This window comes from Oceanobacillus profundus, assembly GCF_003515705.1.
GTDB classification, from domain to species: domain Bacteria; phylum Bacillota; class Bacilli; order Bacillales; family Amphibacillaceae; genus Oceanobacillus; species Oceanobacillus profundus.
The window spans coordinates 306,756-323,683 of sequence record NZ_QWEH01000002.1 but is presented as its reverse complement, the minus strand read 5'-3'; the positions used below and the strand labels follow the sequence as shown (position 1 = coordinate 323,683).

Sequence of the window (16,928 nt, the reverse complement as noted above, 5' to 3'; positions counted from 1 at the left end):
TAAAGCCCACCTTAGCTAGGGGGTGGGCTTTAAACTAATTTGAAATTGCGAAAAGTGATTATTTTGATTAAAGACATCTGTAACTAAATAAAATAAATAAATCTTATCACACGACAAACTCTTTTTCACCAAATATTCTTTTATTAATTGAAATGTTTCGATTTCAGTTTCTCTTGTACAATTTACAGTTAAGTAATCTCCCTTTGGTAACTTAGATACACTTGGATTATCTTTAAGCATAATAGAATCATCTGCTGTTATTATACGAAATGCATCACTAATAGCCCAAATATCATTATGACGTGAATAAATTAGTCCGTACTGGAATGTATTCATTATAAATCTTTCTAATTCTTCATCTAATTTATCGAATGACTGCATTTCATCAAGTACTCCACCCTGTGTAGGTGAACTAAAAAGGTATCTTTCTTCGAAGGTCTGCATATTAAAGCCTTTATTCATAAGATCATCCTCAGATGTATGAATAGCTTTCTTTAATATTTCTATTTGTTTACTAAACTGTATTAGTTTTTTTATTTCCATCTGAATTTCTTCATTTTTCTGTTCCAAGTAAAACTTAAGATAATTGGTATCGGAATTAGTAAATAAATCTTTAATTTCACTAATACTTACATTACCCTGTCTACATATTTTTATAATATCAAGGTAAAAAAATTGGTTAATTGTATAATACCGATAACCATTTTCGGGGTTTATGTAGGCAGGCGTAAGCAAGCCAATATCGTGGTAATAACGCAAGGCTTTTATTGTAACATCCTTTAATTTAGAAACTTCTCCAATTGAAAAGTATCTTTTATTAACCATAAATTCCTCCAAGAAGTTTAATGCGTGAAGTCCTTTTTTCACCCCTATATTTTAGAATAGCACACGTTATTGATTAATTTTTGTTATTATTATTGGCATTAATAGAGTATCCTTAATGTCTTCCTATTATTTAGGTAGATTTATATATCTCGAAACTCCAAAATGATTTTTAACCTTTATAGCTAATTTTTCCTGTCTCCAATAATTCTTTAAGACCCATAAACATATAATACCAGCCTTGTTCAGTGCTATCACGCCATTCATCATGAGCTTTTTCGATATCGGACTCTGTCCAATTTTCTTCATGAATAACATGGATCAATTGTGTGAAAGTCATCTCACAGCCTTGCTGGAGTTCTTTTAGCTCAACTGTAATCGTATCTGCTAATTCGCTGAATCCTTCTGGTGTCAATTCAGGCATCTTAAAAGTGAACACGATTTTTTTCGGAGGATCAATTTCGAGGTACTCCCCAATCGCACGGTAATCTTTTCCTTGTCGATGGTCAACAATTTCCCAAGTACCGCCTACTACAGGATTATTTTGTGCAACCTTATTCGTCCCTTCCAATGTAAAAAACCATTTTCTCATCATTTCTGGGTTTAACCATGCATCAAAAACTCTTTCCGATTTTACATCAAAATTTCTGACCATTGTTAAAGTGGTTGTTGAATAGTTGTTCATATTAAAAACTCCTTTATGTAATTTAATGTTCTTTCTTTTGTGCCTTTATTAACTCTTTCTCAAGAGGGTCAAAACGATTACTCCAAAACCTCTCATAAAAACGAAGCCATTCAGAAACTTGAGACAATGACGCTGCGTTTAATCTACATATATGCGTTCTTCCTCTTACATTCCTCTCCACTAAATTTGCTCGTTCAAGAACCTTTATATGTTTAGAAATAGCTGCTAAAGACATGTCAAAAGGCTCTGCTAACTCTGAAACTGTCCTCTCCTTTTGAGCCATCATATAAACGATTTCTCTCCTTGTTGGATCGGATAAAGCATGAAAAATTTCATTTAAGTTATCTTCATATTGATTAACCATATGGTTAAATATAACAAACTTCTCAATTTATACTCAACTGTTTAGTTAAATTAAAAACATATCCGATCTTTCGTTTTGTGTTTTTGTGGGTAAATCAAGAATTATCAATCATTGAATTTCAACTTATCAATATATTCTTTACCCTCTATCAGTGAAAGACCCAAAGTTTCTCTTGCTTTTTTAATTGCTTTTACATCTTCGCCCTCTTTTATTAGTTTACGTAGTTCATCATTGATTGGATTTTCAGGCAGACCCGATTGTTTGGTTACTTGGTCTAAGGTATATTGCATTCTTTTTATGCGACCTTCTAATTTATTCACCTTAGCCGTTACATTTATTATTATAAGAAAAGCTATGATTATAAGAATGTATTCCATATATTTTTAAACCTCCATATATTATTTGTTCCCTAAACTTATGTACGGATTAAAAAACAAATAGTTTCACTATTAAACAATCTTTCCAAGTTAGTCGATTAAGAAAAAGGATTGCCGCAGCAACCCCATTGTTCAACATAGGCACCCGTTACTTTAAGTGCATATTTTTATAATTCAGAAATTGTTGCTTAATTGAATACGCATTGTTTTATATAAAATGTTGCACCTAGTCTAAAGTGCAACTCCCTATTTTATGTTTTTTCATAACAAAATGCCTTTTAAACTAATGCATCTAACTCAACATAGCGAATGCTACTAAAGATCCCTTGTCGCAAGATTGGAAACCACTCTTTTCATAAAAATGTCTTACTTCTACGTAAAATAACGTTAATCCTTCTTGAATTAACGTTGAAGATGGGCCGGGGTTTATTATCCTTGAAATGTATAAGGAGATGAGGCTTTAAATATCCTGTCAACTCCATTAAGATGATAAGGCATTAATTCATTAGCCCTTTGTATGGATACCCATACCCATTCTATTTCTGAAATTTCGTCTTTGTCTATAATAGAAATTTCTCCTTCGATTACTTTTGCATTAAATGTTATAAATATAGCGTGATGTCCCTTGTCTTTAAATATAGCTTCATTGACAGCTATAATTTCTCCAGCTTCAATTGTTAAACTTGTTTCTTCCTTGACCTCTCGAATAACTGCTTGTTCTAGATTTTCTCCTTTTTCCATTGCACCACCAGGGAGAGACCAACCTCCACCCTTGTTATTAAACCATAAGGATTTTTTTCTTATCCTCATTGATAAATAAATGCATAAGTTACATCGACTCTTATCATTTCTTACTCTCTCCTATGTTTTTCAGGGTTAAATTATTACGGAATGTTTTTCGGCTACCCTGCCCCACCAGTAAAATATCTTCTATGTGCCAGTTACTTGAATAAGTTGTTATTTTATTTTTTCTATACTTTTAACCAACCTAATTATCCAATACAACGTTATCCAAGAAAGAATGAACTTTGTAGCCCATTCTATTAAATTAGGTATTACATAGGATGTGTTTATTTTAAAAAACCAGAGTATTAAGCAAAGTGCAATTAAAATTATAATTGGTATTATAATTTTAATCATCCTCTCAAAGCTATTTTTATTCTGTTGCGTTACTTGAATAAGGAGGAGCATTATCCTTCTATCAGTAATGCACCGGTTAGTAAAGTAGAATGATAAAAACAATATTTATTACTTCTATTATTCTATATGGTTGCGGGCTTATCTAATAAAAGTGTCGTATAAGAATGGTATGCCCACATCCAGGATAAACAAAGCGATGGCGACGAAAAGGACGGTTCCGGCTATTGGTAGAATCCATTTTCTTTTCTTGAATTGGAACCAGTAATTGATTGCCCACATTACAGTCAGGAAAATAATTGTACCGAATCCAAACATGTCAGAGACCGGGTCTCGGTGTGGGCTAATATTTACCACAGAGAAAAACGCAAGAAAACCGATAGCTCCCAATAGAATTAAATTGACAGTATGCACGACAATATCATAAATAGTATCCTTGTTTTTCATTAAATTTCCACCCCGATCATTTATAGTCCACAATCACATTTTATTATTCTCATTTCCGTCCCACTAATCTTCGACTGCCATCCCTTTAACAAGATAGTCACTTTTGAGTAATGCACCCGTTTGTTTAAGTACATTCTTTCACAAACATAACCCATAATCTTCATTTGTTACAGGAATGCTGCCCAGTTTGTTTTCACTATAACTAGCACTAAATCTAATCCACCAGAAACCAGTTTTCTCTGTTTTTAAGTTGTAGACAATTTAGAATTGGAAATCCCCATCCTTCATTAGCAGGACTTCAGTTCCACCTTCTTTAATGCCTACTACTTTCATATCTTCGGTACCAAAAGTTACATTAACTAACAAAAGTGAATTATTCAGACCCGCTTCCTTCAACTCTTCCTCAGATTGGTCAATGCCATTTTGAATATTGGAGGGAGATGCATTTCCGATTCCAATATGACAGGTCGTATTTTCATCAAATAAGGTATTGTAAAAAAGAGTATCTGCCTGAGCAAGAGGAGATTTATTAGAGACTAAGGCAATTTCACCTAGATAATGTGAACCTTCGTCTGTTTCAATGATATTTTGTAACACTTCCTGTCCCTTTGCGGCATAATAGTCGGTAATCCGTCCATCTTTAAAAATTAGATAAAATTCATCGATGACACTTCCACCATAGATAAGAGGTTTAGTACCTACCAATTTGCCATTTACCTTATTTTTATGGGGAGCAGTAAATATTTCTTCCGTAGGAATGTTCGGAAAGAAAGGTATTCCATTTTCATCTATGACACCCCCACCGATATAGTGATGATTTTTAGGTAGACCAACTAATAAATCAGTTCCACCGCTATTTGTAAAATGCAAGGCTTCAAATTGGCTCTCGTTTAGGATTTTTTTTCGAGACTCGAAGGCTCTATTGTGACTCTCCCAATCTTTTATAGGATTTTCCCCATCTGCCCGTGATCCTTTTAAAATTAATTTCCATAATGATTGTAAAGCTTCTTCTTTACTTAGGTTAGGAAATACTTTAGTTGCCCATACAACATACGGGACAGCTAGAAGACACCAGCGTACCTCGTGGGATCTAATTTTCGCATAATAATCCCTCAATTTCGTACGAGAAGCTTTTTGGAAACGACTTATCCTTTCTGTAGAAACCTCCTTATAGACATCTAAGTTTTCAGAAATAATATGGATGTAAGCAGCACCTGCATCGTCCCACTCCTTAAAACGGGCAGCCTGCCAATCAGGAAAGTGATCGATGATACTATCTGCTGCATTTAAGTAAAATTCTTTGGTTGACTGTTCATCTGTCCAATCTATAAATACATTTGAAGCTCCTGCCTCGTATGCTACCGTTTTGATTAGACGTGCAAACGTAGCATTTTGTATATCACTATGAATAATCAATAATTGATTTTTTTGCAGATTTACACCTGTTCGAACAGCAAGTTCTGCATACATTTTTAACTGTTGTTCACTTATAAATTCATATATTCCTTTATTCATTTAATATCTCCCCTGTGATGTTCTTGTGTAATTTTGCTACAGACCCCAGACGTACTTAAACTATCCTACCCCGTTAGTGTAAGTACTTTACTTCACAATCTTTATATATATTTCATCCTTACCATATGCATATAGAAATGACCCTCGCATAAAAACAGGGTTCTTAAACTAACCTGCCCTTTAGGAGAAGATCGTCAAATTGACGATCTCTTGTTCAAGTAATGCACCCGTTTCTTTAAGTATAAAAATTCACAAAGTCTTTATTTTAAGTTTTTTCTACATAGAGAAAACTTTTTTAATTCTTTTTCTTTATAGCTCGCTTTACATCAAAAACTCCTATCGTTCCACAAATCAAAACACCTAATACTAAAATGCCTGTAAGAATCCAATTATCCCCCCATATTGTGATTGCACTTAATAAACAGCTTAATGCAATAACTATTGCTCCATATTTTTCTCTCCACTTTGCTAATTTTGAGGAACTATCATTACTCAAATTATCTTCTCTCCTTTTCTTACGCTAAGGCACCATGTAGTTGAATAAGGAATTTACTTTTTTATCCATATTTCCTTTGTATAAGCTATACTCAATCCCACTCTTTCCATATTATTTTGACTGACGGAGCCAAATTTTGCTTGTCCCACAATTAAATCACATTTTTGTAAGTTTGCTTGATAGATACGATGCTTTAATAATGCACTGTGGATTCCTTTATTTCTTATATTCAGCAAAGTTGCCGCAGCAGCTAAAGTAGCTATACCGTCTTTTATAAACAAAGCTCCTATTCCAGCAGGTTCGTTTTGATAGCTCGCTAGATAAAATTTCCAATTTTTAATGTTATAAAGTACTTCATTATTTTGTGCTACTCCACTTTTTAAGAATGCTGGCATTCGGAAACCTTTTGTGTAGATTTCTGCGTAAGTATCAAATTCGTTTCTTTTTAACTTACGGATAGTGATTTTTTGTTCATTTAATTCATAACTTGTTTCTATTTCTTTGGAGAGTGGGGCATAAAGAGCTGTATGGTAATCATTATGATAATAACCAGCTTCACTTAGGCGGGTTAGTAATTCTGAAGAAGTATGAGCTGGAATTAGTTCAAATCGAACAGGAATCTCTTTTTGCTTATAAAAATCTAATATCTTATCTATTTGTTTTTCATCGCCTTCATTTAACCCTTTTACCGTATTGAAGGATGGACCCGGTATGTTCTTTACCGAAAATGCTGTTGCATTCCCAAACATTTGAATTTCTACGTTCATTGAGTTCCCTTGCACTTTTTGAATTTCAGTTAGTCGAGAACTCAAAGTTTCAATTTCTGAGTTTTCCAATCGAACAGCCAATTCTCTATTCACTAGGCTCATATTTTCACTCTCCAAATATAAATAATTTGTACATTTAACATTGCTGTAAATATATCCTTTTCTTATACAACTCTATTGCCCCTTTTGTAAAATATCTTCTACATAAAATAGCGTTAATCCTTCTTGAATTAACGCACCGTTAGTTGAAGTACAACTCCACAATCGTTTTTACGCCTTTATAAACTTAAATACTTAAATGGTCATCGAAACAGAATTACGTTATCTTTGTTTGTTCTCGCCAGAATTTTGTAGGTTTGCAATGAGCAGTAATAAAATCTGATATTGTACAGAATTTCTGGATTTTGTATATTTTTTCATTTTTTCTTTACCCTTTAAAATACTGACCAATGATTTTCGGAATCATCAACACTATCTCCGTAAATGTTAATGAATTGTCTACTTTATCGAAAGTTTCCATCTTATTTTGATCGAAAGGCAACGGATTCACTATATCACCCTGTACTGATTCACGTTGATTTTTGAACTGGATACGAATTGATTTTGCTTTTTCAAATTGTGGGCGATCCATTACTTGAAAATGAATATGTGCTTCTGATGAATTGCCAGAATTCCCACACTGCCCTAATAGTTGTTCTTCTTTAACGTGTTCGCCTTCCTTAACTAAAATGGAGCCATTTTTAAAGTGAGCAATCATACTATATTCCTTATTTGGATGCTCAATCACGACATAGTTACCAGCAGGATAATGCTCGTTCATTTCACCAGGTACGTTATCTTTAATGCCATCTACTACTTTCACAACTTTTCCGTGTAAAGGTGCAACAACATCTGTGCCAAAAGCAAAATAATTATCATTGATTAAATTTGTACCTTCATATGTTGCCCCGTTTATTATACGTACTAAATCGTAAGCATAACGTTGGTTTTCGTACACATAATGATAATTATCAAACTCATTTGTACCGCCCCAAAATACGAACCATTCATCACAAATCGGCATACGATATTGATTTTCCGTCCATTTTTGGTCAGAGTCGTAAGTGACGAAAGGTTTTAAATAAAATCCTGTAATCACCTGATTAGAGTCATATGCTAACTGAATCGCTTTTTCTTTATTTTGGTCTATCCAAATAACTTGAGTTGTCCCAAACCATTCTTTTTCAGAAAACTTCTTTAGTTCCTGGATACCCTGCTTATAAGAATGGCAGACATTTATAAATTCATTTAACCCAAGTAGTTGTTGAAAATCTATTGATGTAGCTTTATAAAGCATTTCAAACTCTTCATTGATAAAGTATTGTCCGAAATTATTTAAATCTAATTTTGACATATGTATCCTCCAATTATTTTCATCGTTAAATTTATACATTTCTATTCATCTATTTATACGAATAATTTCATTTAGATGTTTCAAAGATATTGGTTATTTTTACAAATTCCCAAACTCTGGTTTTGAAACATTTCTTTATTTCATTGTAAATCCGACGATACTCCTTGTTAAACTAAACTGCTCCGTTAGTTTAAGTACAATATTTCACAAAGTTATATTATGATATATTAATAATCTTAAAAAAGAAAAACAATATGATAAAAGCCGTCTGTTTTGAACGCACCTCGATTGTTAGCCACAACTAACAAATTTGAGTATAGGTCAATTTAGATGACTTTTAATTGCAATTTTATTGCTGAATTTTAATATCATTTGAGATGTATTTTAAAAAATACATCTCAAAATAGAACACTTCAATGATACACACCAAATAAAAAAGTAACATGATTAAGTATCATTCATTATGCTAATAACATAGGGAAAAGATACTTGCTGTTATATACAGTAACTGTTCTTTATATTAGTACAGACCACTTGCTTACCTATCAGTCACAAAAAAGTCACAGAATTAGTTTTCTGGCTTAAATTTATTTAACTTATTTGATTTTCAAGCCTCCCAAACCCCTATTAAACCGCACTTCTTTGAATTCATTTTTTCTAATTTACTTCAGAAACTAATTTGACAGGGTAGAGGTCGTTGGTTCAAGCCCAATACGAATCACCTCTCCCTAATCATTACATTTACTGCATAATCTCGAAGGATATAAGGATTCAGATTGGTACAGGTTACAATTGTGTCCCCTGCAAACGATTCTCTTATTACAATAATAAAAAGCACCTCATTATGAGATGCTTATAATCCTAGTATTTGTTTTTTCTTAGCATCAAACTCGTCCTGAGTTAAAATACCATCATCCAACAACTGCTTATATTTAATTAGTTCTTCAGCGTCACTTGATTTAGTCATAACCGAATTGTCTTCATTTTGCAAGGTTTCCAGTAGATTCTTCAACTCAATAGCCTGATCTAATTCTTTTTTTAAGAAAGTAATGGTGTTTTCATCTTTGACCGCGTCTAAAACACCGCCTTTACTTTCAGATGCTCCACTGTATGCGAATTGAATATATCCAGTTGTTAAGCGCGGTTCTTTTATTTGTATTGCCGTTATGCTCTTGATCGGTATACTCTTCTCTCCTTTAGAACCTTGGTTTAAGTAATTTTGAAACCCTTTCCTTTTCCATCTCAGATAACCATTTTCCACGGTGACAATGAACTTACCATTTGATTTAAAATAAAATTCAGCCATAGTGCCAACTCCCTCCTTTTTTTATTATCGGTAAGGTGGAAAGTTTTTTCAATTTAAAAAACTCCAGGAATCCTCTTAGCTATATTAAAGTGGATAAATAGGCCTTACCTCGAAGGAGTTTTATTGAAAATATAATTATTTTTATTTTCTTATACCACACTTAGTAGAGCAAAAGAGCTTATAATTTCTCTTTGGTTCCATGCCAGAGCTCTTTATTTAATTAATCTCAAGCAATAAATCTCAACCTTCAACCTTACAAGCTTCCGCCAATAATTCTATTAAATGAACAACCTGAATCTGATCCGTCAATCCTTCTCGCTCCACCCCAACCTTCATCTGCAGGTGACAGCCCGGATTTGTTGTAACAATTACTTCTGGTGTTATAGTGGTCAAGTGCTTCATCTTTTCATCAATAAGTTCCATCGATTCATTATAATTTACAATATTGTAAATGCCCGCTGATCCACAACACATATCCTTTTTTGGAAACTCTAAGTATGTGATTCCTGGTACAGATTTTAATAATTGCAACGGTTCATTCACCCGCTTCTGGACATTGCTCATATGACAGGATGGTTGATATGTCACGGCTCTATTGATTTCCTTTTCAAATGGTAGGTTCAACTGACTTAAAATAACGCTAATGTCTACATTCTTTTCTGCAAACTGCTTTGCTCGGGTCGCCCATTCTGGATCATCGGCAAATAATTTATCATACTCGACGAGCATAGCACCGCAGCCACCAATGCTGTTTACAATATAATCGAAGCTGTGTTTTTCAAATGCCTCAATATTTTCTTTCGCTAATCTTTTTGTAATTTCCGTTTCTCCGCTATGACTTTGTAAGGCACCACAACAGGTTTGCTCTTTAATAACTGTTACCTCACATCCAGCTAATTGGAGTAACTTAATGCTTTGTGTATTAATCGATGAAAACATCGTATCCATCACACATCCTGTAAAAAATCCGATGCGAAATGCAGGACGGTGGATTGGCGGATAGTATTCTTCCCGTTTTCTGCGTTTGATACTGCCTTCTGCATTCGGAAGGATTTTCTCAAACGTACGTAGGTTTTCTGGTAAAATATTGGTTGCTTTTGCTTTATGTGCTACCTTTTGCAAGCCGGATTTTTGGTATAATGCAATTCCTCCGCCTACAGTATTCAAGATTTTCTTATTAGGGATTGTTTTATTAAATAGAAATTCTCGAAATAACTTCACACGTTTTGGCGTTTCTTTTTTCTTGTTTTCTTCGATAAATTCTTTTGCTGATTCTAAAATCGTCCCGTATTGTACATTTGTCGGACAAACCACTTCACATGCTCGACATCCAAGGCAAAGATTAATTGGTCCTTCTAGTTCAGAATACGTAATTTTCCCTTCGGCTGCCATTTTCACTAAGTTGATTCGCCCTCTTGGTGAGTGCGTTTCTTTCTCCATTGTTATATATGTTGGACAAGCTGGTAAGCAGTAGCCGCATTGTACACAATCAAACGTTTCTTCATATGCTAGCTCAGCCATTGGTTAACACCAGCCTTTGACCTGGCTCCGGAAAAATCTTGCCAGGATTTAGCACGTTTTTCGGATCCCAGCTTTCTTTGATTCGCTTCATCATATCCAGTCCAATTTCACCGAGTTCCATTTCCATAAACGGAGCTTTTAATGTACCAATACCATGCTCTCCAGATAATGTGCCGCCAAGTTCAATAGCCGCTTCGAATATTTCCTCTACTGCTTTTTCAACCCGGCGCATCTCTTCTTGATCACGTTGATCAGCAATAATGTTCGGATGTAGATTTCCATCACCTGCGTGACCAAATACTACTAAATGAATGTGATACTTTTCTCGAATTTCTTTTAACCGCTTAAACATTTCTGGAATCTTACTTCTTGGAATCGTTGCATCCTCCGAAATTTTTGTAGGCTTTTCACGAACAATTGCAGGGGATACAAGTTTCCTTGCCTTCCAAAGCTCATTAGCCTCTTCCACTGTGTTAGCTACTCTCACCTCACTTGCTTGACTAGATTCACATACCTGCTGAACACGAATAATTTCATCCTCAATTGCTGCTGGGTGACCATCTAATTCAATTAATAATAATGCCTCCGCTTCGATAGGCAGACCAAGTGGTTCATAGGCTTCAACGGCATTAATCGTTGCGTTATCCATTATTTCTAGTTTGGAAGGCAAAATTCCTGAGCTCAATATATTTGTAATTGCTCGACCGGAATCTACTATATCGTCAAAAACTGCCATCAATGTTTTTGTCGCTTGTGGTTTTGGAAAAAGACGTAATATCGCTTCCGTAATAATCCCTAATGTGCCTTCTGAACCAACGATTAATTTCGTTAAGTCATAGCCCGTTACATTTTTAACAGTTCTTCCACCTGTACGAATTACCTCTCCCTCTGGTGTTACAACCTCCAATCCAATGACATAATCTTTCGTAACGCCATATTTCAACCCACGCGGGCCACCTGAATTTTCGGCTAAGTTACCACCAATCGTTGAAACGTTTGAGCTGCTCGGATCAGGCGGATAAATCATCCCTGCTTCCATTGCGGCATTATTAATATCCGCCGTTATAACCCCTGGTGAAACAACCGCTACCATATCTTCAGCATCAATGATTAATTTGTTATCCCATTTGGATAAATCAAAAACAATCCCTCCTTTCACTGGTAAAGGACCGCCGCTTAAACTTGTGCCCTGCCCACGAGGGTAGACAGGTATTTCGTATTTATTTGCCAGCTTCATCATTTCAGCTACTTCTTTTGTCTCCTTTGGCTGAACAACTACATCTGGGAGATATACCCCAAACGAGGAGTCATAGGAATAACTATATAAGTCTACTTTGTCTGTTAATATTCGCTTTTCATCCTTTATAATCTCTTTTAACAACTGGATGATTGTGTCATGAATCATTCCGTATCCCTCCTGAATTTATACGAAACTGCTGATGGCGCAATTTAATGCCTTGGTGATGCTTCCACATCGCCTCTTTTGCTGCATCTGGTCTTCCTTCTATAATTGCACGAAAAATCTGCTTATGCTCTTCTATAACCTGGGCATTTAATGAATCATCTGTTATGGAGTACGCTCGGCTCTCACGTAAATGGATTAAAATCTTATCAGCTACTAATTTAATAATCTCTAACATGACAGGATTATTTGCAGCTTCAACAATTGTATAATGGAATTGGTAATCTTCTTTCATCGCAATCTTGCCTTCGAGACTTAGTACTACTAAATTTTCATAGTCCGATTCCAACCGTTCTTTTTGGGGCTTCGTAATCCGTTTCGCTGCATAAAAAGCAGCGTCTCCTTCGATCGTCTGTCGCAATTCAATCAGATTCATAAAATCATATAGGTTGTCACCTATCACGTTGGAAAATTCAAGAAGTGTGCCGTAATTAGCTTCCGTGTTCACATACATCCCTACTCCTGGCCGGACAGTTATAATCCCAGAGGATTCCAGAACAGTCATTGCCTCTTTTACAGAGGTTCTTGACACTTTAAACATCGTTGCAAGTGCGCGTTCTGACGGTAATTTATCGCCAGGCTGAATAGTTCCTTCAGCAATGGAATGTTTAATTTGATCAATAATATTTTGATAGATTTTTTTCTTCTTTTGTATTGCTTGAAACTCCAAATAATTACCTCCATCTCAGCTGTTGGTCTAGTGGACAGTCCACTGGACACATGCAAATACCCATTTAAGACATTTGCACGTATTTCATCAGATATAATCGATTATGATGGATATTTCCCATATAATTACTGAATTTCACTTGTATTATCCTCTACAGTAACACGCTTATCTCCAAGTTTAATCCGAGCATTCGTTAAATGTTCAGCAACGGCTTCCATAGCAGTTTGCGCATCTCGATTTTTGATCGCAAGGTAAATTTTTTCATGTTCAGCATAAACGGTTTTACGTCGAACCTCCCAGCCTTGGTTTTTGGATAAAGAAAACTGGACAGCTTTTAAGTGGAGGTCCGATATATTATCCATTGTTTGTGTCAAAAAAGGATTATAAGCTGAGCGAACGATAATTCGATGGAATGCATAATCAGCTTCAAACCCATTTATATAGGGGTCTTTAACCGTTTGACTAAACGCTTCAAGGCTTGCTTTTAAATCAACTATATCCTCTTGCTTATGCCGCTTAGCAGCAAGATAAGCGGCATTTGATTCAACAATGGTACGTAATTCCAGTAAATTTTGTACTTCTTCTACTTTAATCATTTCAAAATGTACTTGTTTTAACATTTCAGCTACATTCACTTCTTTTACCCAGCTTCTCCCACCCTGCCTGGACTCAATTAAACCACCTGCTGCTAATACGCTTAATGCTTCTCGTATAGGTGAGCGACTAACTCCAAACATCTTAACGAGTTCATTCTCAGAGGGCAATTGACTGTTCGGAGGAAATTTGCCAGCCTTTATCATCTCTTTTAATTCCTCGAGCACCAATTCGGATACTTTCTTTCTTTCAATTTTCAACCATACCCCTCCTTCTTTTAGTTAAACACCAATCACTTTATCACCACTAGCCGTATTTTGTTTTTGTTTTATTTTATTCGTTCGTAAAATATGCCACGTTAAAATAATTGCTCCAATTCCTAATCCTAATAAATCAGTTATGATCCCTGGTTTAATAAGTAAAAATGCAATCGCAAAAAAGCCAATTCGTTCAACTATATTTAGCTTCATACTAAAGTAATTGAATGTCGCGATGGATAGAGCAAATACGCCAAGTAATGCGGTTACAAAAACGATTAAGCCTTCCATAAAGGTTGCTAACTCACCTGTAGCCGTTTGCATAACAAGGATTGGATTGTATGCAATCATAAACGGAATAATAAAACCTGGCAGGCAGAGCTTTAAAGCAGTCCAGGATGTCTTCATCGGATCGCCTCCAGATATTCCGGATGCCGTGTAAGCAGCTAATGCTACGGGTGGTGTAATATTGGAAAGTGCACCAAACCAAAACACAAAAAAGTGTGCTGCAATTGGATTTACACCAGCCTCAATTAACGCAGGTGCTGCTGTAACTGCTACTACAATATAAAGTGCAGTTGAAGGTAATCCCATACTTAGTACAATACAAGTAACCATAACCAGCAATAGAATAATTGCTAAATTCCCACCAGAAATATTGATTATATTATATGCAAGTGTAGATCCAAGACCTGTCATCGTTATAACAGCAATTAGAATACCAACTGAGGCACAGGCAACCGTAACCTGAATGGTTCCTTTTGCACCATCTATTAATGTTTGGATAGCTTTTTTAAACGTAATTCGATTTGTCTTGTCCTTCGTTAACCAGCTGACAATAATGGCAGAAATAATACCGGAAAATCCCGCTACAATTGGAGTCTTCCCACTCAATAGAGTCCCGATTACAACAATCAGCGGAAGCAGCAGTACGCCTCCTTCTTTTAAAACAGACCAGACCTGTGGAATGGAATCTTTACTAATCCCCTTAAGTCCTCGCTTTTTAGCTTCAATATCAATCGCAATTACTAATCCACCATAGTAAAGCAATGCAGGAATGATAGCAGCAATAATGATGATGTTATAGCTAACACCGAGAAATCCAGCCATAATAAATGCAGCTGCTCCCATAATTGGCGGCATAATCATCCCGCCTGTTGACGCAGCAGCTTCAACCGCACCAGCAAATCGTGAATTTAACCCAATACTCTTCATCAATGGAATTGTAAATGGACCAGTAGTAGCTACGTTTGCAACTGCACTACCACTTAATGATCCAGTTAGCGCACTTGATATTACTGCGACTTGGGCTGGTCCACCACGTCGCTGTCCCGCTAGGGCAATAGCCAAATCATTGAATAGCTTGCTTGCACCACTCGCATTTAAAAAAGCACCAAATAAGATAAACAGAATAATATAGGTTGTTGCAATCGATAAAGTCATACCGAAAATACCTTCTGTTGTCATATAAAAACGGAACAATAAACGCTCTAACGTAAATCCAGCATGTCCTAACACCCCAGGGAAATATGGACCAAATAAAGCGTATACAATTGCAAATAGCGAAAGCAGTGGGATAAATATTCCAATACTTCTTCTTGCCACTTCCAAAAGTGCAATTATTGTAATTGCCGCAAACACATAATCGATTGTAATCGCCTGAGAGATTCTAACACTATGAATGACGATATAGTTAAATAGAATATAAATGGTTCCAGACAAACCTGCAATAATCCAAATGAGGTCAATCGTTGATATTTTTGATTTATCTCCTTTTTTCATTGCCGGGTATAAGGAAAATCCTAATATAAGGACAAACCCTAGAAAAACAATATTGCGGTAAATTTCCTGGATGTTCATAAAGCTGTTTACATAGATAGCAAACAAGGATAAACCTAATGCAACTACAGCAATTATGGAAGCTTGCATTCCTTTCAGTTTTCTAGCGCCACCGCCACCCTCTTTGTCCGCATCTACATTTTGTGTATCTGTAGCCATTTTTTTATTTTCCATAAAGTCCACCATCCTTCTTTTTAAAGTAGTTCTTATTCACTTTGAGATTCCTTCACTTCGACAGGAATAATCTCTTCTGGTATCTCTACTCCTTGCTCTTCAAAGTATCTGTAAGCACCAATATGTAGTGGGGCAGGCAAACCAGCTAATGCTGTTTCTAAAGAAACATCTTTAGCTGAATTATGAATTTCATGTACTTTCTCAAGGTTTTCAAACATTGTTTTCGTAAGCTCATAAACCAAATCTTCATCCATTTCTTTTGATAAAGCGATAAAATTTGGTTGTGCAATTGTATGAATCTCTTCGCTCTCTCCTGGATAAGTGTCAGCTGGAATGACGTAACGAACCCACGCATTCGATAGACTATTAATCTGGTCCAGCTGGGCATCTGTTACTTCTAATACACTGGCATTCACTTTGCTCGCATACATATCCATAATTGCGGAAACTGGCGTACCAGCTGGAAGTGACCCACCAGAAAGACGGCCATCACGCATAGCTGAAATTGTATCATCATAACCTAAATATTCTGGAGTTATATCCTCTTTTGTTAATTCGATACCTTGCATAATGACTAATGTTGATTGCTCTGTACCGCTTGCTTGTGGTCCTACAGAAAAGGAATCACCTGCAATATCTTCAATCGTTCCAGTTTTAACTCTGTTATTCATTAATACAAAGTGTTCCACATTCGGCCAAAGCACTGCCATTGACCGAAGATCCTTATAGGAATTATCCTCAAAAATACCAGTACCTTCATACGCCTGGGCTCCAATTAAACCTTGCAAGATTGCTAAATCCGCCTCATTTTTCCTTAACAAATCAACATTTTCTACTGAACCAGCTGAGGATTGTCCAGTTGCTTTAAGTCCATCAATGGTTTCAGACCACAGGTTTCCGATTCCTACACCAATCGGGTAATATGTACCTCCTGATGAAGCTGTTGCAATTGAGATGTACTGCGTTCCACTGTTTGCTGTCCCACAAGCAGAAATAGTAAGCGCTAACATTAATAGAATTGGGATAACTAACTTTTTCAATTTTTCCAACCCCTCCGATATAAATTCGATATATTTTGCAAACTTGTATTACAAGTATATAA

General features: G+C 35.7%; 16 protein-coding genes and 1 pseudogene. All 17 read right to left on the bottom strand.

All coding sequences use genetic code 11. The features are described 5' to 3' along the window. Positions 1–15 precede the first annotated feature (15 nt). The gene (locus tag D1B32_RS04760; protein ID WP_118888766.1) at positions 16–825 is read right to left on the bottom strand and encodes a MerR family transcriptional regulator; all 810 of its coding nucleotides are present in this window, start codon (positions 823–825) and stop codon (positions 16–18) included. Between the two features lie 169 nt (positions 826–994). Then, complete coding sequence (locus tag D1B32_RS04755) at positions 995–1,507, bottom strand: SRPBCC family protein (protein ID WP_118888765.1); 513 nt, start codon at positions 1,505–1,507, stop codon at positions 995–997. Between the two features lie 22 nt (positions 1,508–1,529). Beyond that, positions 1,530–1,871, bottom strand: a complete 342-nt coding sequence (locus D1B32_RS04750) for an ArsR/SmtB family transcription factor (protein WP_118888764.1) — start codon at positions 1,869–1,871, stop codon at positions 1,530–1,532. A gap of 104 nt (positions 1,872–1,975) precedes the next feature. Then, positions 1,976–2,248, bottom strand: a complete 273-nt coding sequence (locus D1B32_RS04745; RefSeq protein ID WP_118888763.1) for a hypothetical protein — start codon at positions 2,246–2,248, stop codon at positions 1,976–1,978. 429 nt (positions 2,249–2,677) lie between these two features. Then, a pseudogene (locus tag D1B32_RS04735) lies at positions 2,678–3,096 on the bottom strand (NUDIX hydrolase). Between the two features lie 430 nt (positions 3,097–3,526). Next, positions 3,527–3,832 carry a hypothetical protein gene (locus tag D1B32_RS04725; protein ID WP_118888761.1) on the bottom strand — a complete coding sequence of 102 codons (306 nt, stop codon included), beginning with the start codon at positions 3,830–3,832 and terminating at the stop codon, positions 3,527–3,529. Between the two features lie 261 nt (positions 3,833–4,093). Further along, positions 4,094–5,347, bottom strand: coding sequence for an aminopeptidase (locus D1B32_RS04720; protein WP_118888760.1), 1,254 nt, complete (start codon positions 5,345–5,347; stop codon positions 4,094–4,096). 295 nt (positions 5,348–5,642) lie between these two features. Next, on the bottom strand, positions 5,643–5,843 hold the full coding sequence (locus tag D1B32_RS04715) for a hypothetical protein (protein WP_118888759.1): 201 nt from the start codon (positions 5,841–5,843) through the stop codon (positions 5,643–5,645). A 53-nt stretch (positions 5,844–5,896) separates the two neighbouring features. Beyond that, a complete protein-coding gene (locus D1B32_RS04710) occupies positions 5,897–6,712 on the bottom strand; it encodes a GNAT family N-acetyltransferase (RefSeq protein WP_118888758.1) in 816 nt (271 codons plus the stop codon). 325 nt (positions 6,713–7,037) lie between these two features. Beyond that, positions 7,038–8,003: a M23 family metallopeptidase gene (locus tag D1B32_RS04705; RefSeq protein WP_118888757.1), complete on the bottom strand. Its 966-nt coding sequence runs from the start codon at positions 8,001–8,003 to the stop codon at positions 7,038–7,040. Positions 8,004–8,856: 853 nt separating this feature from the next. Further along, on the bottom strand, positions 8,857–9,309 hold the full coding sequence (locus D1B32_RS04700) for a DUF4429 domain-containing protein (RefSeq protein ID WP_095309442.1): 453 nt from the start codon (positions 9,307–9,309) through the stop codon (positions 8,857–8,859). Positions 9,310–9,549: 240 nt separating this feature from the next. Next, positions 9,550–10,830, bottom strand: coding sequence for a (Fe-S)-binding protein (locus D1B32_RS04695; RefSeq protein ID WP_118888756.1), 1,281 nt, complete (start codon positions 10,828–10,830; stop codon positions 9,550–9,552). Then, positions 10,823–12,235, bottom strand: coding sequence for an FAD-binding oxidoreductase (locus D1B32_RS04690; RefSeq protein ID WP_095309446.1), 1,413 nt, complete (start codon positions 12,233–12,235; stop codon positions 10,823–10,825). Before D1B32_RS04690 ends, D1B32_RS04695 begins: the two co-directional genes overlap by 8 nt. After that, positions 12,225–12,962 carry a FadR/GntR family transcriptional regulator gene (locus tag D1B32_RS04685; RefSeq protein ID WP_118888755.1) on the bottom strand — a complete coding sequence of 246 codons (738 nt, stop codon included), beginning with the start codon at positions 12,960–12,962 and terminating at the stop codon, positions 12,225–12,227. Before D1B32_RS04685 ends, D1B32_RS04690 begins: the two co-directional genes overlap by 11 nt. Before the next feature lie 125 nt (positions 12,963–13,087). Next, complete coding sequence (locus D1B32_RS04680) at positions 13,088–13,816, bottom strand: FadR/GntR family transcriptional regulator (RefSeq protein WP_118888754.1); 729 nt, start codon at positions 13,814–13,816, stop codon at positions 13,088–13,090. A gap of 21 nt (positions 13,817–13,837) precedes the next feature. Then, on the bottom strand, positions 13,838–15,826 hold the full coding sequence (locus tag D1B32_RS04675) for a TRAP transporter permease (protein WP_240033730.1): 1,989 nt from the start codon (positions 15,824–15,826) through the stop codon (positions 13,838–13,840). A 32-nt stretch (positions 15,827–15,858) separates the two neighbouring features. After that, positions 15,859–16,866 (bottom strand): TAXI family TRAP transporter solute-binding subunit, encoded by a 1,008-nt coding sequence (locus tag D1B32_RS04670; RefSeq protein ID WP_118888753.1) that lies wholly within the window; start codon positions 16,864–16,866, stop codon positions 15,859–15,861. Positions 16,867–16,928 lie beyond the last annotated feature (62 nt).